The 23,419-nt window shown below is 68.0% G+C and carries 16 protein-coding genes; 8 read left to right on the forward strand and 8 right to left on the reverse strand.

Features of this window, described 5'->3' with window-relative positions; all coding sequences use genetic code 11:
- Nucleotides 1-76 precede the first annotated feature (76 nt).
- Nucleotides 77-919: a class I SAM-dependent methyltransferase gene (locus Q2K21_RS00915; protein ID WP_310763121.1), complete on the reverse strand. Its 843-nt coding sequence runs from the start codon at nt 917-919 to the stop codon at nt 77-79.
- Nucleotides 920-1,258: 339 nt separating this feature from the next.
- On the opposite strand from Q2K21_RS00915, the gene Q2K21_RS00920 reads away from it, so the two are divergent.
- Entirely contained in the window at nt 1,259-3,163 is a 1,905-nt protein-coding gene (locus tag Q2K21_RS00920) for an Ig-like domain repeat protein (protein WP_310763122.1), read from the forward strand.
- A gap of 112 nt (nt 3,164-3,275) precedes the next feature.
- Here Q2K21_RS00920 and Q2K21_RS00925 read toward each other — a convergent pair whose 3' ends face one another.
- Entirely contained in the window at nt 3,276-4,430 is a 1,155-nt protein-coding gene (locus tag Q2K21_RS00925; RefSeq protein WP_310763123.1) for a glycosyltransferase, read from the reverse strand.
- 412 nt (nt 4,431-4,842) lie between these two features.
- Here Q2K21_RS00925 and Q2K21_RS00930 point away from each other — a divergent pair, with 412 nt between their 5' ends.
- The gene (locus tag Q2K21_RS00930; protein ID WP_310763124.1) at nt 4,843-6,078 is read left to right on the forward strand and encodes a lipopolysaccharide biosynthesis protein; all 1,236 of its coding nucleotides are present in this window, start codon (nt 4,843-4,845) and stop codon (nt 6,076-6,078) included.
- 274 nt (nt 6,079-6,352) lie between these two features.
- On the opposite strand, the gene Q2K21_RS00935 is transcribed toward Q2K21_RS00930, so the two are convergent.
- The 4 genes from Q2K21_RS00935 to Q2K21_RS00950 form a co-directional block, all read right to left on the reverse strand.
- Nucleotides 6,353-7,360, reverse strand: coding sequence for a glycosyltransferase family 4 protein (locus tag Q2K21_RS00935; protein ID WP_310763125.1), 1,008 nt, complete (start codon nt 7,358-7,360; stop codon nt 6,353-6,355).
- 200 nt (nt 7,361-7,560) lie between these two features.
- Nucleotides 7,561-8,784: a glycosyltransferase family 4 protein gene (locus Q2K21_RS00940; RefSeq protein ID WP_310763126.1), complete on the reverse strand. Its 1,224-nt coding sequence runs from the start codon at nt 8,782-8,784 to the stop codon at nt 7,561-7,563.
- A 248-nt stretch (nt 8,785-9,032) separates the two neighbouring features.
- Nucleotides 9,033-10,478, reverse strand: coding sequence for a sugar transferase (locus tag Q2K21_RS00945; protein WP_310763127.1), 1,446 nt, complete (start codon nt 10,476-10,478; stop codon nt 9,033-9,035).
- Between the two features lie 310 nt (nt 10,479-10,788).
- Nucleotides 10,789-13,056: a (Fe-S)-binding protein gene (locus Q2K21_RS00950; RefSeq protein WP_310763128.1), complete on the reverse strand. Its 2,268-nt coding sequence runs from the start codon at nt 13,054-13,056 to the stop codon at nt 10,789-10,791.
- Nucleotides 13,057-13,638: 582 nt separating this feature from the next.
- Between Q2K21_RS00950 and Q2K21_RS00955 the strand changes: the two genes are divergently transcribed.
- Together Q2K21_RS00955 and Q2K21_RS00960 are read left to right on the forward strand one after the other, a co-directional pair.
- Complete coding sequence (locus Q2K21_RS00955; protein ID WP_310763129.1) at nt 13,639-14,634, forward strand: NAD-dependent epimerase/dehydratase family protein; 996 nt, start codon at nt 13,639-13,641, stop codon at nt 14,632-14,634.
- Nucleotides 14,635-14,733: 99 nt separating this feature from the next.
- Nucleotides 14,734-15,510, forward strand: coding sequence for a WecB/TagA/CpsF family glycosyltransferase (locus Q2K21_RS00960; RefSeq protein WP_310763130.1), 777 nt, complete (start codon nt 14,734-14,736; stop codon nt 15,508-15,510).
- Nucleotides 15,511-15,760: 250 nt separating this feature from the next.
- Here the strand turns inward: Q2K21_RS00960 and Q2K21_RS00965 are convergent, their stop codons facing one another.
- The gene (locus Q2K21_RS00965) at nt 15,761-17,578 is read right to left on the reverse strand and encodes a DUF4012 domain-containing protein (protein WP_310763131.1); all 1,818 of its coding nucleotides are present in this window, start codon (nt 17,576-17,578) and stop codon (nt 15,761-15,763) included.
- A gap of 62 nt (nt 17,579-17,640) precedes the next feature.
- The gene (locus tag Q2K21_RS00970) at nt 17,641-18,288 is read right to left on the reverse strand and encodes a hypothetical protein (protein WP_310763132.1); all 648 of its coding nucleotides are present in this window, start codon (nt 18,286-18,288) and stop codon (nt 17,641-17,643) included.
- Nucleotides 18,289-18,672: 384 nt separating this feature from the next.
- Between Q2K21_RS00970 and Q2K21_RS00975 the strand changes: the two genes are divergently transcribed.
- From Q2K21_RS00975 to grpE, 4 genes are all read left to right on the forward strand, one after another.
- Nucleotides 18,673-20,145, forward strand: coding sequence for a tyrosine-protein kinase domain-containing protein (locus Q2K21_RS00975; protein ID WP_310763133.1), 1,473 nt, complete (start codon nt 18,673-18,675; stop codon nt 20,143-20,145).
- Complete coding sequence (locus tag Q2K21_RS00980) at nt 20,142-20,708, forward strand: arsenate reductase/protein-tyrosine-phosphatase family protein (RefSeq protein ID WP_310763134.1); 567 nt, start codon at nt 20,142-20,144, stop codon at nt 20,706-20,708. The genes Q2K21_RS00975 and Q2K21_RS00980 overlap by 4 nt, the downstream gene beginning before the upstream one ends.
- A 177-nt stretch (nt 20,709-20,885) precedes the next feature.
- Nucleotides 20,886-22,733, forward strand: a complete 1,848-nt coding sequence (dnaK, locus tag Q2K21_RS00985) for a molecular chaperone DnaK (RefSeq protein WP_310763135.1) — start codon at nt 20,886-20,888, stop codon at nt 22,731-22,733.
- Nucleotides 22,730-23,386, forward strand: a complete 657-nt coding sequence (gene grpE, locus Q2K21_RS00990) for a nucleotide exchange factor GrpE (protein ID WP_310763136.1) — start codon at nt 22,730-22,732, stop codon at nt 23,384-23,386. Before dnaK ends, grpE begins: the two co-directional genes overlap by 4 nt.
- The last annotated feature ends 33 nt before the right edge of the window (nt 23,387-23,419 follow it).

The raw sequence follows: 23,419 nt of genomic DNA on the forward strand, positions 1-23,419 counted from the left end.
ACAGCTCCCTGGGTCGGGGAGGGCCGGCGGTGCACCGCACCTGCGCCGAGGCCCGTGCCTCCTCTGCGGAAACAGATCAGCCGTCGGAGTTCTTGCGCGGGCCGCCGATGGCGTTGCCGAGGATCACGACGCCGACCATCATGTTCCCCAAACCGTTCACGGGTGTCAGAACACGGTAAATGCCCTTGGCCACGGGCAGCCGCCAATGCTTCGGGAAGCGCTTGGCCATCTTGCTGACCGCCACATTATGGTCCCACAGGCGATATGGCAGCACGGTTGCGCCGCTGCGCAGGAGATAGCTCAGCGTGGCCTGCTTGAGGGTCGAACCGCTCCAGCGGAACACGTAGTTGACAGCCTCACCGTGCTCCTCCCACTCGGTGCCGATCAGCGTGCCCACCAGGCTTTCGGCCGGCTCAATCACGATCACCGCCCGACGAGCGACCCTGAGCATCTCGGTGAAGCCGAGCACCGGCCGCGGCAGGTGGTGCAGACCGTCCTGCACCACGACCAGGTCATAGCTTGCGTCGGGGATCTCGACCATGTTCTCGGCATTGGCCTGAGCTGTTTTGAGCGTGGGGTCCAATTGCCGGGACATGTTCAGCGCCTCGCCGGACAGATCCGAGATGGTGACGTCCTGGAAACCGTACCGGCGCAACAAGATTCCCTCTCCGCCGACTCCGGCGCAGACCACGAGAGCGCTCTGGTTCGCTGGGTCCAGCACCCCGCGCTGCCGTAGCTTCGAGAGACCGAAGAGGAGGCGCCGGTCCCGGAGAAAACGGGTCAGTGGGTCGTGGGTCGCGTGAAAGCCCCAGTCGCCACGGTCGAGGACATTGGCGTCCATGGCCAGACGCTGCGCTTCGATGCTGCTCTGCATGCCGGCCATCATCACGCCCCAGACCAGGGGGATACTGAGCGCCACGCATCCAGCTCGGCTTTTCTACACAGATGGAATAGTCCAATTCGCGCGTGATCGACGGCTGCTGCCGACCAGGACCCCCTCGCCCACACTGGCGCAACCTTGAGCAACTCCCGTGCGCGATCCCCCTCGACCACCCTGAAGCCGTCAAACTACCAGGTCCAGGCTCTTCAAAACGTCCGGACGGTGCAATGCATCGTCACCCCGAGGCGTGATCTGCCGGAACTGCCATGCGTTTTGCATCATTGTCGGTCCAGTGAGCGACCAGGGTTGCCGCCCATGAGCGTTTCAAAGCTCGCGGTTTACGCGAGAAGCCTGGCAGCTGCGTCTGTGCTTGGCGCGTTGGCTGCGTCCGTTCCGGCGCAGGCAATTGCCTCCACCAATGACAAGCGGCCGGTCACCGACCCGAAGGAGAGCCCGAGTCGCCGGGCTGTCGGCACATGCCTCCACGAGCCGGATGAGGGCACATCGAGCAGTGCCTCGACCCGGCACCGCCCGAGCCCTCGGCACGGCATCAGGCAGGCCGCCGACGTCTTCATCATCGACGCAAGCGCATCGGCGAACAGCACCGGCGGTGAGGAACCCAGCATCGCGGTCAATCCCAACAACCCCAACCAGGTGGCGATCACCCGATTCGGTCCGCAGTGTTGGAACCTGAACGCCAGCCTGCTCTACACGTCGGACGGTGGGCAGCACTGGACGAACGAGAACAGCATTCCGCCGCCGACGGGCTGGCCGACCGCAGAAGGATGCCCGTGCGACCAGACGATCGACTACGGCCGGGACGGCAGGCTCTACGGGACGTTCCAGTTCAGCCGCTCCCCCGGGAGGGCCATTGTGACGGGGTCGACCACCGACCCCACCAACCCCTCGGCGTGGAAGTGGAACGGCAACCCCGCCCAACTCACCAACAACAAAGACCAAATCGACGTCGACCAGCCGTGGCTGTTGGTGAACCGGGATCCGCAGATCGCCACCCAGGACAACGTGTACGTCCTCAGCAACGAAGATTTCGGGAGCTCGGGCCCGTCCAATGAGCTTGGCTACGTCTCCTACGGTGCCGACCCGGTCGACATCACCGTCATGACCAGGCTCGGGGGCCAACCGTCCCCTCACGTGGTGAACCCCGCCCCGCGACTGGCGACCGATCACCGCAACGGCACGGTCTATGCGCTGTACCAGCAGTCGACGACGCCCGGCACTACTCAGCCCAAGAACGTCACGTACAAGCTCAACCGTTCGACGGACGCCGGGCACACATGGACACTCAACGGCAGTGTCGACGGCCTCACCCTGAACTCGGACCCGGTCCCGAATAACCAGTCCCCCGGGTACAAGTTCGCCGGCAACACCCGTGTGGAGGGCGGTGTCCACCACGTTGCCGTCGACCCCTCGAACGGCGACGTCTACGTCGTCTACGGCGAGACCGCGGGAGGCAACAACCAGCTCAAGATCCTCCGCCTCACGTCGGACGGCGCGGGCGGCCTGAGCGTGGGGACGGCGTACGACGTGTCGACGTCGACCAACATCGGGCTCCCCTCGGTGGCGGTGTTGTCCGACGGCACCGTCGGCGTTCTGTACGACAGTTACGAGGGAACGACGCCGGACGGCTTCCCCATCGTCGCGGCGCATCTCGCACGCAGCACCGACCAGGGTGTGACGTTCAGCGACACCGTGCTGGAGCAGTTCGCCACGCCCAAGCCCGAAGCCGACCCGTTGCAGGACGCGCTGGGTGACTATCAGCAGCTCAAGGCGGTGGGCGACACGTTCCACGGCGTGTTCGCCGGCAACACCCTCGGCGTCCCCAGCGACGCGCCCGTTCACGCGGTCTACTTCAAGACCACGTCGACGCCTCCTCCGCCGATCGACCGCCACACGACGTCAGACCTCACCTCCTCGGCCAACCCCTCGATCCAGAGGCGCCCGGTGACCTTCACCGACATCATCTGCCCGGTCGACCCGAGGGCCACGGAGACACCGACCGGAGGGGTGTTCTTCAAGGCGGACGGCAAAGTGATCGGGACCGGGGCGCTGTCACCCGGCGGAGGCACACACTGCAGCTCGACAAGTATCACCACGTCCAGGTTGAGACCCGGACGGCACATCATCACCGCCTACTACTCCGGTGACCGCAACTACCTGGCCGGACCCCTGGAACAACTGACCCAGACCGTGGTGCGCTCCGGGCACCGCGCACTGGGTGGCGACGGCTCCGGTGGAGAGGGACGGAAGAACCGGAAGAAGTAGTGTCTTCGGACCGAACCCGCACAGCGTAGAACGGCGTTCGACCGCCGCCTCCCCGGAGGCGGCGGTCTGCCCTGTGCGGCGACGCACTACCTTCCGTCGTGCCCGCCGGCTCTCAGGCCGTGCCCAGAAGCCTGTGCCGGGAGAGCGTTTCGCGTAGCTGCCTTCCCTGCTGCGCCAGGTTGAACTTCGTCTCGGCCAGCCGACGGGCAGCTCTGCCCATCGCCTCCGCCCGAGTGCTGTCGGTGAGCACGTATTCAAGTGCGTCGGCCAGCGCGCCCACGTCGCGCTGCGGGACGAGCAGCCCCGTCTCCTCGTGCGCCACCGTTTCCGGCAGCCCGCCCGTGTGGAACGCGACCACCGGCCGGGCGTTCGCGGCTGCTTCACAGGCCACGAGCCCGAGGCCTTCAGAGGCTCCGGAAGCCACCTCGACACTGGGTACACAGACGACGCGGTGCTCTCTCATCGCCTGACGGACGAAGTGGTGGGGCCGGCTCCCGAGGAACCGGACCGTGACGCCGGATGTCAGGCCGGCCGCCTCGTTCTCCAGGCGCTCTCTCTCCGGTCCGTCTCCGACGATGGTTGCTGTGACTCGTCGGCGGCGCCCGAGTTCCCCCAGGGCCTTGAGCAACAGATGACAGCCCTTGTTCTCGACCAGTCTGCCCACGAAGAGGACGTCCGCGCTCTCGCTCGGGCTCCCCAGGCGCGATCCATCGGGAAGCGGAACGCCGAGGTAGTGGGGAACAACGCGAGACTGAGGGACCCCCGCCGCCAGAAGTCGGGCGCCGAGGAAATGGGATACCGGCAGAAAGAGTCGTACGACGTCGATCAACCGGTCCCAGTTCTGAGCCAGTTGCTGCATTCCCCGGTACTTGAAGGGTTCACTGCCCATCTCCAGAAGGTCCGATCCGTGACATACGGCGACCAGAGGGACTCGGCACCGCTGGGCGAGGCGTGCGATCCGCCACGCGTTGGGCAAGTGATGTGCGATCAACAGGTCGGGTGCGAAGTCCTGAACGGCCGCGGTGAATCTGGGGGCGCGGCGGAATGCGCTCCACGTCAGCTTCTCCACCGATCCCAGCGAACGGTCCCTGTCGAGGATGAACGTCCGGCCGGGTACCTCGATGCCGGGAACGGCGCGGATGCCGAAGAGCGCTGATTTCACGTCGGTGAGGGCGTTGAGCTGGTTGAGGACGAAAGTCTCCGAGGGGGGGAGTACGCAATCGGTGAACCAAGCGACTCGGGGCGACAAGTGCTTCTCCTGCTCCACACGCGTGATGACCGCGCAGGAGAGACGGTGCCGCCTGCCACGGTCGCGGACACGGTGGAACGTAGGGTCCGAGGAACTGTTTCGATGGTTCGACACGCTGTTCCCGGCGACCTGCGCGACGGCACCCCACGCATCGGTACGGCGAGTACTGCTTTCCGGGCAAGAATCCCGCAGGCCGTCGTGTCGGATGTGTGTTGCCGAGCCGCGGCTGTTGAACTGGCCACCGAGGTCGGTACATCGGACCGTGGGAGACCCAGTGGCAGCACCGCACTCGTCGCACGGCCTGAGTCCGGTCGGGCGGCCGTCGACGATTCCGGTCGCACCGGTTCCCGCTGCGCACGCCCCGGGCGGGACGCGCGGCGGATTGGCACGTTTCCTCGGCCCCATCACCAGATCGGTCGGTGCGCGGGCCGTGACGCTTCCCGTCGGCGCGGTCACCAACCTGGCCTTGATCCACACCGTTGTCGGCGCGGTGGGAGTGTCCGGCTATGCGGTCTTCGCGCTGGTGACCACGCTGCCGACGATGCTTCCCGCCACGGATCTGGGTGCGGGAGCCGCGCTCACCGAGGCCGTTGCGCGCGACAGCTCGCGTGAACGACGGCTGGTGCGCGGCACGGTTCTGTCCTCGGCACGCAACCTGATGTGCGCGGGAGCGGCCATTGCCGCCGCGGGCATCATCATGGCTCTGTTCGGAATGTGGGACAGGGTGCTGGGCGACGCCGCCCAGCCGGGGTCCGACCTCACCGTGGCGGTCGCCTCGGTGCTGTTCGGATGCAGCCTGCCGCTCGGACTGAGCAGATCCGTGCTGTTGGCCGTGAACCGCAACGAGGTCACGTTCCTGCTGCAGGGGGCGGGCTGCGTCCTGCAGTTCGGCCTCGTGCTGCTCGCCGTGGGACTGGGTGCCCCCACAGGCGGGTTGGTCTGCGCCGCCTTCCTCTCTCAGTGCCTCGTGAACGCGGTCGGCGCGGTCATCGCCGGTCGCTGCGTGGGAATGCCGCTGCTGGCGATGATTGCCCGTAGTGTCCGCGAAAGGGCGTTGAAGGAGCGGGCGCCTATCGCCCACCTCGCCGTTCCCACGTCCATCACTACCGCTGCCGCGGTCGTCGCCCTCTGCACCGACCGGCTCGTCCTCAGCCACGTGGCCGGCCCGACGGCCGTGGCCGTCTATTCGGCCGGCGAACAGTTCTTCGGGCCGGCGTCCAGCCTGCTGACCGCCGCCGGGCTGCCGCTGTGGGCGCTCTTCGCCCGGAGGAGACAGTCGTCCGGCGCGCCCAGGCGCCAACTCGCCAAGCTCACCGCCGCCTTCGCCGCCGCCGGCCTGGTCCTGGGCATCGCAATCGTCGTGTTCGGCGTTGTCGCGGGTACCTGGATGATGCACGGACGGATTCGGGTGGGGACCGACCTCATGGTCGCGTTCGCCACGCTGCTTTTCGTGCAGGCGGTCGCCATCCCGGCCGCCATGTGGACGATGGACGCCGCGGGACTGCGGTTCAAGGCGATCACCTACAGCCTGATGGCCGTGGTGAACCTCGTGGGGTCCATCTTCCTGGCCCGTCTGGGAGCCGAGGGTCCCATCATCGCCTCAGTCGTCTCCTATGCCGCCCTCGTGCTCGTACCCACCTTGCTCAGAGCCTTCCGCCGTGCTTGACGGCAACGCCGTCATGAGGGGCCCGTCGTGTCGTGCAGCGTCGTAGGGCCCTCACGTGATCAGCAGTTCAAGGCGTACGGCCGGAGCGCGCCCCGCACTCGCGGCGAGGGACCGCCGCCGGCGCAGATGTTGCCTTTGCGGGCGATTGCCGCGTTGATGACCCGGGACGCCGTCGGGATCTGATCGCTGTTCGGGCAGGCCGCGGCGGAATGCGCGTGTGGCGCGAGGAGACCTGGTCGGCCGTGCGCGCCACGCGCGACCGCACAGGGCCCGGCTACGGCCGTCGGCCGACGGCCTCGAACTGACTCAACATCTGCAGGATTCCCTTGCTGAAGCGTGCGGCCATGTTCTGCACCGTGTAAACCGATGCGTCTCTGCTGCACGCGTCAGCGAGTGCCGCGAGGCGTTTGTGGTCACGTAGAAGCGTGACCACGGCTGTCGCATAGGCAGCGGGATCGTCGACGGACACGACGGCGTTGCGCGCATCGGCCAGATACTCGAACTCGGGGGCGTGCCAGGGCCACGCCGTGGTGACGATGGGGGTGCGCAGTGCAAAGGAGTCGACGGCGCACAGTCCCACCCGGCCGGGCATGAGCATGATGTCGCTGACGGCACCCAACAAGGCCACAGAGCGTCCGACAGCACGGCCGACTGCGATCACGCCGCTTCCGGGACGTGCGGCGGCTTCTTCCACCAGGCCGCGGGCGGGTCCGTCTCCGGCGACCAGCAGCCGGAAGCCCGGCAGTTCCTCCGTGATCCGTCGAGCGGTGTCCAGGAGGAAGGGAATGCGTTTGGGAGCGTCCAGCCCGCCCACGAACAGCGCTGTGCGGCCGGCCGTCAGATCATGTTGCCGCCGCAGACCTTCGGCCTCGGCGAATTCGGTCGTCCCCGGACTCCGGGCGCGGTCGCAGGTCTCCGACAACGCCGCGGTGTCGATCGAGTTCTGAACGACAGTGATGCGTTCCCGGGGGAAACCGCGCGATGCCACATGAGCAGCACCTTCATCGGTGTAGGAGAAGAACCATGCGCCCCGTCGAGTCAGCACCTCCTTGCCCCAGGTCTCGAGCCGGTTCTGTGGTTTGGTGAAGGTTCGGCCATGCCCCCAGAACGCGACCGGGCGACCACGTCGTCGCGCGAGATGTCCGACGGACTGCCGCAACAGGAGGGGGAATGCCTCCAGGTTGTGCAGAGCCTGCTCCAGGACGACCGCGTCAGCCCCGGCCGCGCGCCGTGCCAGCCTGTGCCAGTTCAGGTGCCGCCCACCCGGCGCGTACCACCTCATGGTGGGAACATGTGTTGCACAGCCACAGGCAGCAGTGTCTCTCCTGGCCTCCAGGTCCTTGGCCGGCGAGCCGTGAGCCACATCGAGGACGACTCCGACCGACCCAAGGTTGGCTTCCACCTCTTCGAAGAAGGCCGTCCGGTAAGCAGGGACGTAGGGCTGCACGACGAGGACCCGTCTGCTCGATTTCCCCTTCGCCGTCAACGTGTCAACACCCCATGGTCGCTCACCGCTTGCTCGTACACCGCGGTCATCGCAGCGTTCCAGGATTGGGCCGTGTAGTGCTCGGTATAGACCTTGCGGCAGTGCTCTCGAAGTCCGGGAAAGACTGTCCGCGCGTTCTGCAGTGCCCGCGGTAGCTCGTCGTTCGTGTGGTAGACCGCGCCTGTTCCGTACTTCCGCACGCTGTCCGCAACTGATGACCCTGCCCGCGCGAGAATGGGCACTCCGGACGCCAGGGCCTCAGGAAGGACGAGCGGGGCATTCTCGAAAGCAAGGCTTGAAAAGATCAGCCCGGTATAACCGGGGAGCACATCCAGGATGCGCTTGCGTGGAAAGCTCCCCAGAAAGCGCACGCGGTCCGGGGCCAGTTGTTGGCATTTTGATTCCAGTGGGCCGGAGCCGATGACGTCCAGGTGTTCACGGCGTGGCCAGGTCTGCAATAGCTGAAGGATTCCCTTTTCCTCGCCGAGTCGGCCGATGAAGAGCCAGCGAGGGCCTGTGGATGGCGGAGTGATGTCCGCGTTGCCGGTGCGTGAGTGGTCAGAAACATCGACAAAGTTGGGCACCACGACAATTCTCTGTGCTGGTAGTCCGAATGTGAGATAGAGATCCCGGCTCCGCTCGGACAGCACAACAATCCTGTCGGTTCGGCGCAACACGGGATGTGCTGCCGCGCCGCTGCGAAGCGCCCAGGCGAGGGGGGCTGTCGCGAATCGCGATCCCCGGTAACAGCCGCGCCGCAAGCCCTCCCAGCGGTCGCCGTCGGGACATCGCGTGCAGGCCTTGCCGTCACGGAAGAGCGTTCCGGCGGCGCAGGCCGGCCGGTAGTTGTGCATGGTGGCGACGAGTGCTCCTCGCCAACGATCGAGCCATTCGGTGCCGAAGTTCGGGAAAAGGTTGTGCACATGCACGACATCGGGCGCGAACTTCTCCAGTTCTGCCAGCGGAGAACGGCCTCGCCCGGTGGCGACCCGAACCGCGGCGCGCACAGCGTATCCGCGCTCTTGCTCAAGGCTGTCGGTGTGGGCGGCCACCACGGTGACTTCGTGTCCTGCCGCCCCCAACGCTTCGGCTTGATCTCGTACAGCAGCGTTTTCTCCGCTCGGCTGCCGTGACGAGTAGAAACTGTGCACCAGGGCCACGCGATAAGGCCCCGGACCGACACGGGACGGCACGCCTCGGAGATGAGGAATGTTTTTCATTCCGCTCCTCGATCTGATGTGATGGGCCGGGGACGCACTTGTTGATGTACCAGTCGAAGTAGGCGAAACCGGTAAGGATGGCGGGCGAGCTGAATTGCTTCCCCTGAATGGCGGCGGTAGGCCGGTGAGCCCCTGGTCCCCGCTGCTCAGGCCGGTAGAAAACGCTTTTCCGATGGCATGGACTTATGTCCGTTGTTCGAGGTGTGGGACGGGGGTGATGGGGGCCTGGTGTCCGAAGGCCGAGCAGCTCAGTAGGCCCCGGTGCCCGCGAGGACGGCCCGCACCGTCCGCACCAGCACCTCGAGGTCGACGGACGGCGACCAGTTGTCCACGTACCGCAGGTCCAGAGCGATCGTCTCGTCCCAGGAGAGGTCGGACCGGCCGCTGACCTGCCACAGGCCGGTCAGGCCGGGCTTGACGGCCAGTCTGCGCAGCTCCACCTCGTCGTAGCCGGCGACCTCGTCCGGCAGGGGTGGCCGTGGGCCCACCAGGGACATGTGTCCCTGCACCACGTTGAACAGCTGGGGCAGTTCGTCCAGGGAGTAGCGGCGCAGCACCCGGCCGACGCGGGTGATCCGGGGATCGTGGCGGATCTTGAACATCCGGCCGTCCTGCTCGTTGGTCGCGGCCAACTTGTGCTTCAACCGCTCCGCGTCCGCGACCATGGTGCGGAACTTCGCCATGGTGAAGGGCTTCCCCCCGCGGCCGATGCGGGTCTGCCGGTGCACGACGGGGCCCGGGGAGTCCAGCCATACGGTGAGGGCCACGACCACGAACACCGGGGCCAGCAGCACGATCAGCAGTGCCGCGCCCAGCCGGTCGGTCGCCGACTTCAGCAGCGTCGCGCATCCCTGCCTCAGGGGCGGTGCCACGTCCAGCAGCGTGAGCCCGGCCACCGAGGAGACGCCCACCCGGCGCCGGGCCACCTCGGTCAGGCCCGGTACGACCACGAGCGGGCACTCCTCGCTGTGCAGTGCCCACGACAGCCGCCTCAGGCGCGGTCCGGTCATGCACGGCCCCGGTACGACGAGGACGACGTCCACGTCGAGCTGCTGGGCCGCTTCCAGTACCGGGGCGGAGTCGGTCGACATGTGCGGTGGCGCCTGCCGGTCGAGACGCGCTGCGACCGGGGCCAGCACATGCGGGTCCTCGTCGCCGATCGCGCACACCCCGACGACGACGAACTCATGGTCGGCCCGCTTCGCGAGGTGGCTCACCAGACCGTCGACGGCGTTCGCCTCGCCGATCACCAGGGCCCGGCGGATGGCCTGGCCGCCGCGGCGCCGGGCCATCAGATGACGGTGGATCAGCGTGTGCACGACGGCGCTCGTCGGGGCGCAGGGCGCCAGGGCGGCCATGGCCAGGAGGAACGGGGACTCCTCGCCCGTCGCCGCCCGGACCACCGCGAGCACTCCGACCAGCACGAGCCAGTCCTGCAGCGCGGGGCCGAGGTTGTGGCGCTCACCGAGACGGCGTTCGGCGTAACGGTCCCGTGCGCCGCGCACGAGCAGCCATACCGCGGCCGCCACCAACGCGTAGGCGACGGCATGCGTGCTGTCGGCCAGCGTGAAGGCCAGAAGGACCGGCAGCAGGGCGCCGACCGCGTCGCCGAGGACCGCTGCCGGTCCGTACCAGGGCGGTTTGCCGGTGCGGCGCCCGGCCGGTGGCTGCTTCCGGATGACATGTGTCTGCACGGGTCTCGGTACTGGTACATGGGGCATGGTCTCCCCGAACAGCCACATTCGCCCTCCAAACGGGATCAAAAGCGACTAATCGAGTGTGAACGGATGTCCACGGGGGAGCGGGGCGCGACGCTGGGTCCCGGGGAACTCTCACCCGATCTGCCCCACCTTTTGTGGAGTCGCTTTCGTGGAGACGGCCAGAGGCGGTAGCGCTGCTCAGCGCGTGATCCGGAGCGTGGGACGAACTCTCGACGGGTGCAGAAGAGGGGCCGGGGTCGCGTCCTGCGACCCCGGCCCCTCGGTGGCGTACGAACGCCGGCTGCTACTTCACCGGCTCCGGCTCCGGCCGGCTCTCCGTCTCCGCCTCGCCCGCCGGGTCGGCCGGCGTCTTGACGGAGTCGAGGAGCAGCTGGGCGACGTCCACGACCTGGATGGACTCCTTCGCCTTGCCATCGTTCTTCTTCCCGTTCACCGAGTCCGTGAGCATGACCAGGCAGAACGGGCAGGCGGTCGAGACGATGTCCGGGTTGAGGGAGAGGGCCTCGTCGACGCGCTCGTTGTTGATGCGCTTGCCGATCCGCTCCTCCATCCACATCCGCGCACCACCGGCGCCACAGCAGAAGCCGCGCTCCTTGTGGCGGTGCATCTCCTCGTTCCTGAGGCCCGGGACCTTGCCGATGATCTCGCGCGGCGGCGTGTAGATCTTGTTGTGGCGGCCCAGGTAGCAGGGGTCGTGGTAGGTGATGATGCCCTCGACCGGGGTGACCGGGATCAGCTTGCCCTCGTCCACCAGGTGCTGGAGCAGCTGGGTGTGGTGGATGACCTCGTAGTCGCCGCCGAGCTGCGGGTACTCGTTGCCGATCGTGTTGAGGCAGTGCGGGCAGGTGGCGACGATCTTCTTCGCGGACTTCGGCTTCTTGGTCGACTCGTCCTCGTCGTCCTCGCCGAATGCCATGTTCAGCGCGGCCACGTTCTCCATGCCGAGCTCCTGGAACAGGGGCTCGTTGCCCAGGCGGCGGGCGGAGTCACCGGTGCACTTCTCGTCGCCGCCCATGATCGCGAACTTGACGCCCGCGATGTGGAGGAGTTCGGCGAACGCCTTCGTCGTCTTCTTGGCGCGGTCCTCCAGGGCACCCGCACAGCCGACCCAGTAGAGGTACTCGACCTCGGTGAGGTCCTCGATGTCCCGGCCCACGACCGGCACCTCGAAGTCGACCTCCTTGGTCCACTCCAGGCGCTGCTTCTTGGCCAGGCCCCAGGGATTGCCCTTCTTCTCCAGGTTCTTGAGCATCGTGCCCGCCTCGGACGGGAACGCGGACTCGATCATGACCTGGTAGCGGCGCATGTCGACGATGTGGTCGACGTGCTCGATGTCGACCGGGCACTGCTCGACGCAGGCGCCGCAGGTGGTGCAGGACCACAGGACGTCCGGGTCGATGACGCCGTTCTCCTCGGCGGTGCCGATCAGCGGACGCTCGGCCTCGGCGAGAGCGGCGGCGGGGACGTCCTTCAGCTGCTCCTCGGAGGCCTTCTCCTCGCCCTCCATCGTCTTGCCGCCGCCGGCCAGCAGGTACGGCGCCTTGGCGTGCGCGTGGTCGCGCAGCGACATGATCAGCAGCTTCGGCGAGAGCGGCTTGCCGGTGTTCCAGGCGGGGCACTGCGACTGGCAGCGGCCGCACTCGGTGCAGGTGGAGAAGTCCAGCAGGCCCTTCCAGGAGAACTGCTCGACCTGGGAGACGCCGAAGACGTCGTCGTCGCCCGGGTCCTCGAAGTCGATCGCCTTGCCGCCGCTCGTCATCGGCTGCAGCGCGCCCAGCGCGGTGGAGCCGTCCGCGTTGCGCTTGAACCAGATGTTCGGGAAGGCGAGGAAGCGATGCCAGGCCACACCCATGTTGGTGTTCAGGCTCACCGTGATCATCCAGATCATGGTGGTGCCCAGCTTGATCATCGCGAAGAGGTAGGTGAGGTTCTGCAGCGTCGTGAGGCTGAGGCCCTTGAAGGCCAGGATCAGCGGATACGAGGCGAAGTACGCGGCCTCGTAGTGGTCCACGTGGTGCAGGGCGCCCTCAAGGCCGCGCAGAGCCATGATCGCCAGACCGATGGTGAAGATGACGTACTCGACGAAGTACGCCTGACCCATCTTCGAGCCCGCGAACCGGGACTTGCGGCCGGGCCGCGACGGCAGGCTCAGCAGGCGGATGACCATCAGCGTGACGATGCCGAGCGTGGTCATGGTGCCGATGAACTCGATGTAGAGCTCGTACGGCAGGAAGTCGCCGACGACGGGGAGCGTCCAGTCGGCCTGGAAGAGCTGGCCGTAGGCGTTGATGATCGTCGGCGGCAGCGTCAGGAAGCCGATGGCCACGAACCAGTGGGCGATGCCCACGATGCCCCACCGGTTCATCCGGGTGTGGCCGAGGAACTCCCTGACCAGCGTCACGCTGCGCTGGTAGGGGTTGTCGGTCCGGCTGTCGGCGGGGACGGGCTGGCCGAGCTTGAAGTACCGGACGAACTGACCGATGGCACGTGCGAGCAGCGCGACGCCGACTACGGTCAGGACCAGCGACACGATGATCGCGGCGAGTTGCATTTGGGGGCTCCTCGGGCCTGCGAGGGGGGTTGCGTTTCCTCCGATGCACTTCCTGTGTACTCCGAAGGCGTGATTACTAAGCAGTAACTTATGTAGTCGGTCTGAGACTACCCACTTATCCCGCTGCACTGTAGTGGCGCAAACGGTGATCTGCGTCGCTGTGGGAAGCCGCAGCGGTCCGCCGTCGCGCACGCCGTCGGCGGAGCCCCGGTGGTGCTGGGTCCCGGCCACCTTACGGGGTGGTGATCACGCGCCGTCACGGGCGGCGGTCCGCCTCGGTGACCCCTCTCCTCCGGGTGGAGCCGTACTGCATATGGCTCCGGCCTGTATGGAAGCGGCGCGCTTCCCTATCTTTCCCAAAAGCGTCGGTTACGTTCTGTTCATTCCGTTTACCCCTCTTTGGCGACTATGTCGCTTCGGTGCACCAGGGGCCGCACCCGGCCTGCACATGGGGGCGGCCTTTGCGGCGAATCCGCCAACCGATGCGGGGTTGCGGCGGTTCCTTGCGGTTTCAGGAACGGTGACAAGTGGGGCTCAGAGTCCCTTTTGTCGGAATATCCGGCTAAGTCTAGGAGGAAAGTCGTGGCTGGTGTCGATGCTGTGGTGACGGGTGCGGGGGGGTTCATCGGAGGGCACCTCACGCGGGCGCTGCTCGCGGAGGGCAGGTCTGTGCGAGCTGTCGACCGCAAGCCGTTGCGCGATTGGTATCAGGTTCACGACGGGGCCTTGAATGTGGTCCGGGATGTCTCGTTGCTCGATTCCTGCCATGAGGTACTGGACGGGGGCGCCGGGGAGGTCTACCACCTTGCGGCCGACATGGGGGGAATGGGTTTCATCGAGAGCAACAAAGCCGCGTGCATGCTCTCGGTCCTGTCCAGTACGCACATGCTGCTCGCAGCCCGGGACGCAGGGGTGGGACGTTATTTCTATTCCTCGTCGGCGTGTGTGTACGCGGCGCACAAGCAGACCGAGGCCGAGGTGCTCCCGCTGCGGGAGGAGGACGCCTACCCGGCCATGCCCGAGGACGGTTATGGCTGGGAGAAGCTGTTCAGCGAGCGCATGGCACGTCATTTCCGCGAGGACTACGGGCTGACGACTCGCGTCGCGCGCTATCACAACGTCTACGGCCCGTTCGGTACCTGGACGGGCGGTCGTGAGAAGGCGCCCGCCGCAGCGTGCCGCAAGGTGGCACAGGCTGTGCTCACGGGTGGGCAGGAGATCGAGATCTGGGGCGATGGTGAGCAGACCCGGAGCTTCACGTACATCGACGACTGCGTGGAGGGAACGATGCGGCTGGCGCGCAGTGAGTGCGCCGAGCCGCTCAACATCGGGTCCGACCGGCTGGTCTCCATCAACCAGCTCTACGCGATCGTCGAGCAGATCGCCGGCGTGAGGTTGGAGCACCGCCATGTTCCGGGTCCGCTCGGTGTGCGTGGCCGCAACAGCGACAACACGCGCGTCCGCAAGGAACTGGGCTGGGAACCGGAAGTCTCGCTGCTCGACGGCTTGGAGGCCACCTATCGCTGGGTGTACGACCAGGTGACAGCACAGCTCCAGGGCCGGCCCTATCAGCGCTGACCGCGGCACGCGCGTGGTCGACGACAACACGGTCACCCACCTGGGTCGGGACGGCGATCGGGCCTGCCGACGCGGCAGTGGACGCCTTGGAGGATATGGATGGCAAGGGAACAGATGAGGGTGCAGGTTCTCGGCGTGGGCATCAGCGCCGTGAATCCGGAATCCGCTGTCGAGGCCATCGAGGGGTGGATCGAGACAGGGCAGCGGTCGTACGTGTGCGTCACGGGCGTCCACGGAGTCATGGAATCCCAGCGCGATCCCGCCCTCCGCCGCATCCATAACGCTTCGGGACTCACCGTCCCTGACGGAATGCCCATGGTCTGGGCGGGGCACCGGGTCGGCGCCCCCTGGATGAGCCAGGTACGTGGCGCCGACCTGATGTTCTCGGTTCTGCAGCGTGCCGCGGAGCGCGGCTGGTCGTCCTATTTGTATGGCGGAGCGGACGGGGTTCCGGAACTGCTCGCCCAGAACCTGGCTCGCCGCATCCCCGCACTGAAGATCGTGGGTGCGTACTCCCCTCCTTTCAGGGCGCTCACCCCGGAAGAGGACGAGGAGGTCGTGCGCCGCATCAACGACAGCGGAGCCGATCTCGTCTGGGTGGGCCTGTCCACCCCGAAGCAGGAGCGTTGGATGGCGGAGCATCGCGAACGTCTCGATGCTTCCGTCCTCCTCGGCGTCGGAGCGGCCTTCGACTTCCACGCCGGTCTCATGCGACAGGCTCCGGGATGGATGCGACGCCATGGTCTTGAATGGTCGTATCGGCTGTGCAAAGAGCCTCGTCGGCTGTGGCGACGCTACCTCCGTAACAATCCGGAATTCATGGCGCGCATTGCCCTGAGGCCGCCCCGGCTGACGCCCGGCGACGAACCGCTGTGAGAACTTTCCGTCTCCACCACCGATGGCGTGTCCCGGGCAAGCCGCAGCCGACCGTTCGGCTGCGGCTTGCCTGTGCGGACTGAACGCGACCGGTCGGGCGAGACGTCAAAAAAGCTGATCCACGTAAAACGTTGCCTGCCGCGGCTCGGGGGCGGGCGCCTCAGGCGCCCGCCCCCGAGCCGCGCGTGCCCGGTCATGTCCACCCCTGACCGGCACTTCGTGCCGGCACGCCCGCACCCGCTCAGGCACCTCAGGCACCCCTTGGCTTCAACGTGGCCCGCAGCGGCGTCACCAGGGGCTGCTGCAACAGGGCGGGGGTGCCGTTCGCGTGTGGTTCCCGAAGGTGCAGTACCAGCGTGCGGCTGGAGCCGGAGGGCAGTTCCAGGTCCGTCGTGAACACGGAGTGGCGGCGTTCGACGCCGGACGTGAGCATCGTCGGGTGGCCGTCGAGGGTGGCACTGGTGAGGCTGGCTCCGGCCCCGGCGTAGTACGACACCAGGAGCCGGTTGTCACCCGGCCGGGTGGGGTAGGGCCGGCGGTCCTCGCGCAGGGTGACGTAACTGGGCAGGCCGGAGGCCGGGGCCCGGTTGGTCAGCGTCATGGTGACGGTGACCGGGCGGTCGCCGCGGGAGCAGCCGCCTGCTTCCCAGACCAGGCTCCGGTCGAGGTAGTAGTCCAGCTTGGAGCCCGCGGCGTTGTTCACGACGAGCCCCGCGAAGGGGCCGGGGGTGTCCGGGAGCGTGCCCGAGTAGGGGCGCGACTCGATCAGGCGCTGCTCTTCCGTGTGGGCGCTCCACACCTTCAGCCGGCCCTCCTGCTGGGCGTCGTTCACGGCGACGAGCAGCGCGGGCAGCCGGTGTGTGTCGTCGGCCGCCGAGATCAGGGGCCCGGCGGCGGCGCGGGCCGCGTCGACGAAGAACGCCTTGCGGCGCCCGACGTCGTCGTAGAGGGCGTAGCTGGCCCGTTCGGTGAGGTCCACGACATTGTCGGCGGTGAGCCGGGTGCCGTCGGCCATGCCGGCCGGGCCGGTGACCCGCAGGAAACGGCTCAGCGTCACGGGGTCGATGGCGATCACGCCGTCCACGCGCTCGCCGGTGTGCTCGCGCCAGGCCGCGGCCCAGATGCGGGCGGCGTAGGGGAAGTGCGGGCTCATGTTGGAGTTGGCCCATACATGCGTGGGATCGCTGCCCCGGTAGCGAGCCGCGAAGTCGGCTCCCAGGTCGATGTCCGCCTTCGCCGTGGCCATCTCGGTGTTGTTGCCGAACCGCTCGAAGGACAGATGGCCCCGCTCGGCCCGCAGCACGGCGAAGGCCCCCGGCAGGCCCCCGGTGCCGCGTGCCTCGGCGAGGTTCTGGAAGGCGAGGAAGTAGCGCCGTTCCCCTTGTGCGCCGAGCATCGACGGCAGCACGCGGGCCGCCACGGAGGCGTCGGTCATCACAGGTGCGAGGCGGTCGAGCTGCTGTGCGAGCCCGGCACGGGCCCGGTCGGCCGCCGGCAGCCAGCTCGAACGGGGCAGGTCGTGGACGTCGGCCCGGACCTCGGCGGCCACGCGCGTGGCCCGGTCGACGTCCGGCGCGTGCTGCTGCAACGTCGTGAGGGCCTCGGACATCCCGTCGCCGCTGCCGTCCGGCGTGGGCCGGGGCAAGGCGTGTACCAGCGGGTTCAGCACGTCGCCGGCCAGGCGGTCCGCCGCGTGGGCGGCGCCGCGTACGGTCCTGACCGGGTCCCCGAGGAAGGGCAGGGCGGCGGCCGAGTACCAGGCCGGGCCGGTGGTGAGGCGATGGGCCCGCGCGGCGTGGGCGGCCGCGGAACGCACCGCCTGCTCCACGGCCCGGGGGGACATGGGCTGCGCCCCGGCGGCGGAGGCGGGTGTCGCCTGGCGTGCCATCGACTGCCGCAGCGCGTCGAGGTCCTGCTGAGCCGCCATCAGCTCCGAACGGGCCAGCAGGCCGGTGACAGCGATCCAGGCGGCGCCGGCCAGCGGGAGCGACGCGGCTGCCAGAACGGCGTACCCGAGTGCGCGACGGCGACCCGGCGCCCGCTCATCCGAGCGGCTGGGGCGGGGCACGGGGACGGCGTCCCGATCCAGACCGGGACGCCGTGATACCGCCGTGGAGAGGTCCCGATCCGTCATGAACTGCGGCGACGGCGCACGGCCATCATCGCGCCACCGCCCGCCGCGAGCAGCCCGGCGGCGACGCCGCCCAGCGCCAGGGCCTTCTCACTGCCGGTGTGCGCGAGGCTCGCGCGGTGCTCTTCGGAACCCGGTGCGCCGGCACTGCGGTCCGAGCCGTAGTCGGCGTAGTCCCCGCGTCCCTTGCCGTCGTTGTGTCCCTTGCCGTCGTGCTCGCCCTTGTGGTGTCCCTTGCCTCCGTTGTGCTTGCCGTCGTTGTGTCCCTTGCCGCCGTTGTGTCCCTTGCCCCCGTGGTGATTCTTCTTGCGCGTCACCTCGATGCTGGCGAACGCCTCCAGCCTGGGGTGGCGGCCTTCAAGCTCGAAGATGTGCTCACCCCGCTCGGTGCGCTTGGGGATGCGCACGGTGCCCACGACGGTTCCGTCCTCGTCCGCCCTGAACCTGCCCAGGACGACCTCTCTCGAGTGCAGCTCCGCGATGACCAGCTGGTCGGGCTCGAAGCAAGTGCCTACGAACCCCACGGTGCCGCCGGCGGGCACCCTGGTGGGGTCGACGGTGACGTGCGGGTGCGGCGCCGGGTACGCCGGGCACGGCTGCTGCGCGTGGGCGGTCGTCGCCCCCATCAGCGGTGCGGCGACGAGCACGGCAGCTGATGCTGCCGATGCCAGAGCAGTTCGCCACCTGGGCGATGTCGTCATCTTCTTCACTCTCCTCGGGTTCAGGCCGGGTCGGGCTGCAGCGTCAGCCGTAATCAAGATCTAGATTCAGGGAATAAATGGGAAATACCGACCCCGAATCGCCTGGTACTGCCCAGAAGCCACCGGATGGTGTAGCGCTCGCTCCTCGGCGGCGGGCGGCTGCCACCGAGCGAAGTGGCCGAAGGATGTAGGGCGCCAGGGTCCTTTGGCGGTCCGACATGGGGGTGGCTACCCCGGTTGAGGTGCGAGAGTCCCTATCTTCGGCTGCACACATAGGGAACAGAACGTCCTGTTTCGGGACGGTTCCCTCGGTTCTATGAGGGGTGCAGCTTGGATCTCCACGGATTCCTGAAGGCTCTTTCCAGACGCTGGTCGACCATGGTGGTCTGTCTGGTTCTCGGGATCGGGGCGGCGCTCGCCGCGACGGGTTTGAGCGCTCCCGTCTACGAGGCGAGGACCCAGCTCTTCGTCGCCACCCGCGGCAGCGAGGACACCGCCCAGCTGAACCAGGGTCAGAGCTTCTCGCAGGCACGCGTGCAGTCGTACGCAGCGATTGTGACGACGCGTCAGGTGACGGTGCCGGTGGTGAAGGAGCTGCGGCTGCACACCACGCCGGAGGAGTTGGCGCGCCGGATCACCGCTGTCGCGCCGATCAATACCGTGCTCATCGACATCAAGGTCAAGGACGCCGTGCCCGGGCGTGCGGCGCGCATCGCCAACGCCGTGGCGGAGCGGTTCAGCGCAGTCGTCGAGGAGCTGGAGACGCCCAAGCACCCGATCAGCTCGAAGAGGTTCAGGAGGAGCCGGGTGGAAGACCCCGTCTCACCCGTGTCCCTCGGCGTGACCCAGGAGGCCGTTGCCCCCACTCGTCCGGTCTCGCCCAACCCGCTGCTCAACCTGACCGCGGGAGTGCTCGGCGGGCTGCTGCTCGGTGCGGGACTCGTCGCCCTGCGCGAGACGCTCGACACCACGTTCAAGGCGAGCGAGGCCCTGGGCGAATTCACCGATCTGCCGTGCCTCGGCACCATCCCGTACGACAAGAACGCCCCCAAGCAGCCGCTCGTCAGTACCGACGGCCACTCCAAGCGCGCCGAGGCCTTCCGCAGGCTGCGCACCAACCTGCAGTTCTCCCAGGTCGACGATCCGCCGCGGATCATCGCGGTGACGAGTTCGGTGCCCGGCGAGGGCAAGACCAACACATCCGTGAACCTCGCCCTCTCGCTCGCCGAGGCGGGCGTCTCCACCTGTCTGGTGGACGCCGACCTGCGCCGCCCGAGCGTGGCCTCGACCTTCGGCCTCGTCCAGGACGCCGGTCTGACCACGGTGCTCATCGGGCAGGCCGGCATCGGGGACGTGATGCAGCAGGTCGCCGGCGGACTCTCGGTGCTCGCCAGCGGCGCCGTACCGCCCAATCCGACCGAGCTGCTCGCCTCGGCGCGCATGGATGAGGTGCTGCGTGAACTGGCGAGCACCTACGAGGTGGTGATCGTCGACACCGCTCCGCTGCTGCCGGTCGCCGACACGGTCGGGCTCGCCTCGCTCACCCAGGGCGCGCTGCTCGTCGTGCGTGCCGCGAAGACCAGCCGGGACCAGGTGCGCACCGCCGCGGAGTCGCTGGATCGGGTGGGCGTCCGCGTCCTCGGCAGCGTCTTCAGCATGGCTCCGCTGTCCAAGGGCGGTCGCTACGGTCGCTACGGCGCCTACGGCTACGGGGGTTACGGCGAGCTGCCCGCACCCCGGACGGCGGCCCCCCTGAAGGAGACGGCTGCGTCCGCGGGGGCTCGTGTGACAGGTGAGAGATGACCCGGATCCTCTTCGTCTGCACGGGCAACGTGCACCGCTCGGCGCTCGCCGAGCGGTTGCTGGCAGCGAGGCTTCCACCCGGGTCCGCCCTGCGGCCGGAGAGCGCGGGCACGGAGGCGTGGCACCGATCCCGCATGGAGGACACCACGCGGGAGGTGCTGGAGGAGCTGGGCGGTGATGGTTCCGGGTTCGCCTCGCGCCCGCTCACCGCGCAACTCGTCACGGGCGCCGCGCTGGTCCTGGGGCTCGCGCGGGAGCACCGGGAGGCGGCGGTGCGGCTGGCACCGTCGGCGATGCGGCGCTGCTTCACCCTGAAGGAGTTCGTGCGGCTGGGGGAAGGGGTGGCCGAGGAGGCCGGGCAGGGCGGCGGGGGCGGTTTCGAGGCCGTGGTGGCGGCAGCGGCCGCCCGCCGGGGTGCCGCCTCACCGGTCCCGCCGGCCGAGGACGAGATCCCGGACCCCTGGGGCAGGCCCCGGCAGGAGCTGTACGAGTGCGCCCTGGAGATCGACGGGGTGGTGGGCGGGATCGTCCGGCTGTGGGAGAGGGGTGGAGTGGGGGTGTGAGCCACTGCCGATCACCACCCCACCCCGGCCTCCAACCCGTCCCCACCTGCGAAAACCCTCTGCTTGCCGTATCCCGCCGGACAAAAGTTGAGTCTGGCTGACTCAGGTCTGTTGACGCCGCGGCGACCCTCGTGCATCCTTGAGCCTGTTCCACTCAAGTCAGCTGGAGGAATCACAATGGCACGTGCGGTCGGCATCGACCTGGGCACGACTAACTCCGTCGTCAGCGTTCTGGAGGGCGGCGAGCCCACCGTCATCACCAACGCCGAGGGTGCCAGGACCACGCCGTCCGTCGTCGCCTTCGCCAAGAACGGCGAGGTGCTGGTCGGCGAGGTCGCCAAGCGCCAGGCGGTCACCAACGTGGACCGGACCATCCGTTCCGTGAAGCGTCACATGGGCACCGACTGGAAGATCGAGCTCGACGGGAAGCAGTTCAACCCGCAGCAGATGAGCGCGTTCATCCTGCAGAAGCTGAAGCGCGACGCCGAGGCCTACCTGGGCGAGAAGGTGACCGACGCGGTCATCACCGTCCCGGCGTACTTCAACGACTCCGAGCGGCAGGCGACGAAGGAGGCCGGTGAGATCGCCGGTCTGAACGTCCTTCGTATCGTCAACGAGCCCACCGCGGCCGCGCTGGCGTACGGCCTCGACAAGGACGAGCAGATCATCCTGGTCTTCGACCTCGGTGGCGGTACGTTCGACGTCTCGCTGCTCGAGATCGGCGACGGTGTCGTCGAGGTGAAGGCCACCAACGGTGACAACCACCTCGGTGGTGACGACTGGGACCAGCGCGTCGTCGACTACCTGGTCAAGCAGTTCCAGTCCGGCCACGGCGTGGACCTGTCCAAGGACAAGATGGCCCTCCAGCGCCTCCGTGAGGCCGCCGAGAAGGCCAAGATCGAGCTGTCCTCCTCCACCGAGACCTCGATCAACCTGCCTTACATCACCGCCTCCGCCGAGGGCCCGCTGCACCTGGACGAGAAGCTCACCCGGGCTCAGTTCCAGCAGCTGACGATCGACCTGCTGGAGCGCTGCAAGACGCCGTTCCACAACGTCATCAAGGACGCCGGCATCCAGCTCAGCGAGATCGACCACGTCGTCCTCGTCGGTGGCTCCACCCGTATGCCCGCCGTCGCCGAGCTCGTCAAGGAGCTGACCGGTGGCAAGGAGGCCAACAAGGGCGTGAACCCGGACGAGGTCGTCGCCATCGGCGCCTCGCTCCAGGCCGGTGTCCTCAAGGGTGAGGTCAAGGACGTCCTGCTCCTCGACGTGACCCCGCTGTCCCTCGGTATCGAGACCAAGGGCGGCATCATGACCAAGCTGATCGAGCGCAACACCACGATCCCGACCAAGCGGTCCGAGATCTTCACCACGGCCGAGGACAACCAGCCGTCGGTGCAGATCCAGGTCTACCAGGGCGAGCGCGAGATCGCGGCGTACAACAAGAAGCTCGGCATGTTCGAGCTGACCGGTCTGCCGCCGGCGCCGCGTGGCGTCCCGCAGATCGAGGTCTCCTTCGACATCGACGCCAACGGCATCATGCACGTCACGGCGAAGGACCTCGGCACCGGCAAGGAGCAGAAGATGACCGTCACCGGCGGCTCCTCGCTGCCGAAGGACGAGGTCGACCGCATGCGCCAGGAGGCCGAGCAGTACGCGGAGGAGGACCACCGCCGCCGCGAGGCCGCCGAGACCCGCAACCAGGGCGAGCAGCTCGTCTACCAGACGGAGAAGTTCCTCAAGGACAACGAGGACAAGGTCCCCGGCGAGATCAAGACCGAGGTCGAGGCCGCCGTCGCCGAGCTGAAGGAGAAGCTCAAGGGCGAGGACACGGCCGAGATCCGTACCGCCACGGAGAAGGTCGCGGCCGTCTCGCAGAAGCTCGGCCAGGCCATGTACGCCGACGCGCAGGCCGCGCAGGCCGCGGGCGGTGCCGGTGACGCCGGTGCCGGCCAGGCCAAGGCCGACGACGACGTCGTGGACGCCGAGATCGTCGACGATGAGCGGAAGGACGGTGCCGCGTGACGGAGGAGACCCCGGGCTTCGAGGAGAAGCCCGACGTCCCCTCCGGCGCCACCCCTGATGACGCCGAGCCGCAGGCCGCCTCCCCCTCTTCGGAGGAGGCGGCGGCCCCGGCGGGGGACGCAAGTGCACAGACCGCCGGTCTGGTGGCACAGCTGGACCAGGTGCGCACGGCGCTCAACGAGCGGACGGTGGACCTCCAGCGCCTCCAGGCCGAGTACCAGAACTACCGTCGCCGCGTCGAGCGCGACCGGATCACGGTCAAGGAGATCGCCATCGCGAACCTCCTGACCGAGCTCCTGCCCGTGCTCGACGACATCGGCCGCGCACGGGACCACGGCGAACTCGTCGGCGGGTTCAAGTCCGTCGCGGAGTCGCTGGAGACCGTCGCGGCGAAGATGGGTCTGCAGCAGTTCGGCAAGGAGGGCGAGCCCTTCGACCCGACGATCCACGAGGCCCTGATGCACTCGTACGCGCCGGACGTCACCGAGACGACGTGCGTGGCGATTCTGCAGCCCGGGTATCGCTTCGGCGAGCGCACCATCCGCCCCGCACGGGTGGCCGTCGCCGAGCCCCAGCCGGGGGCGCAGACGGTCAAGGCCGACGAGGCCGAGGCGGGCGACGACAAGGAGAGCGGTGGCCCGGACGAGGGCTGACGTACACCAACGAGGCGTAGGGAAGGAGGGACG

Source organism: Streptomyces sp. CGMCC 4.7035 (genome assembly GCF_031583065.1).
Taxonomy (GTDB): Bacteria; Actinomycetota; Actinomycetes; order Streptomycetales; family Streptomycetaceae; genus Streptomyces; species Streptomyces yaanensis.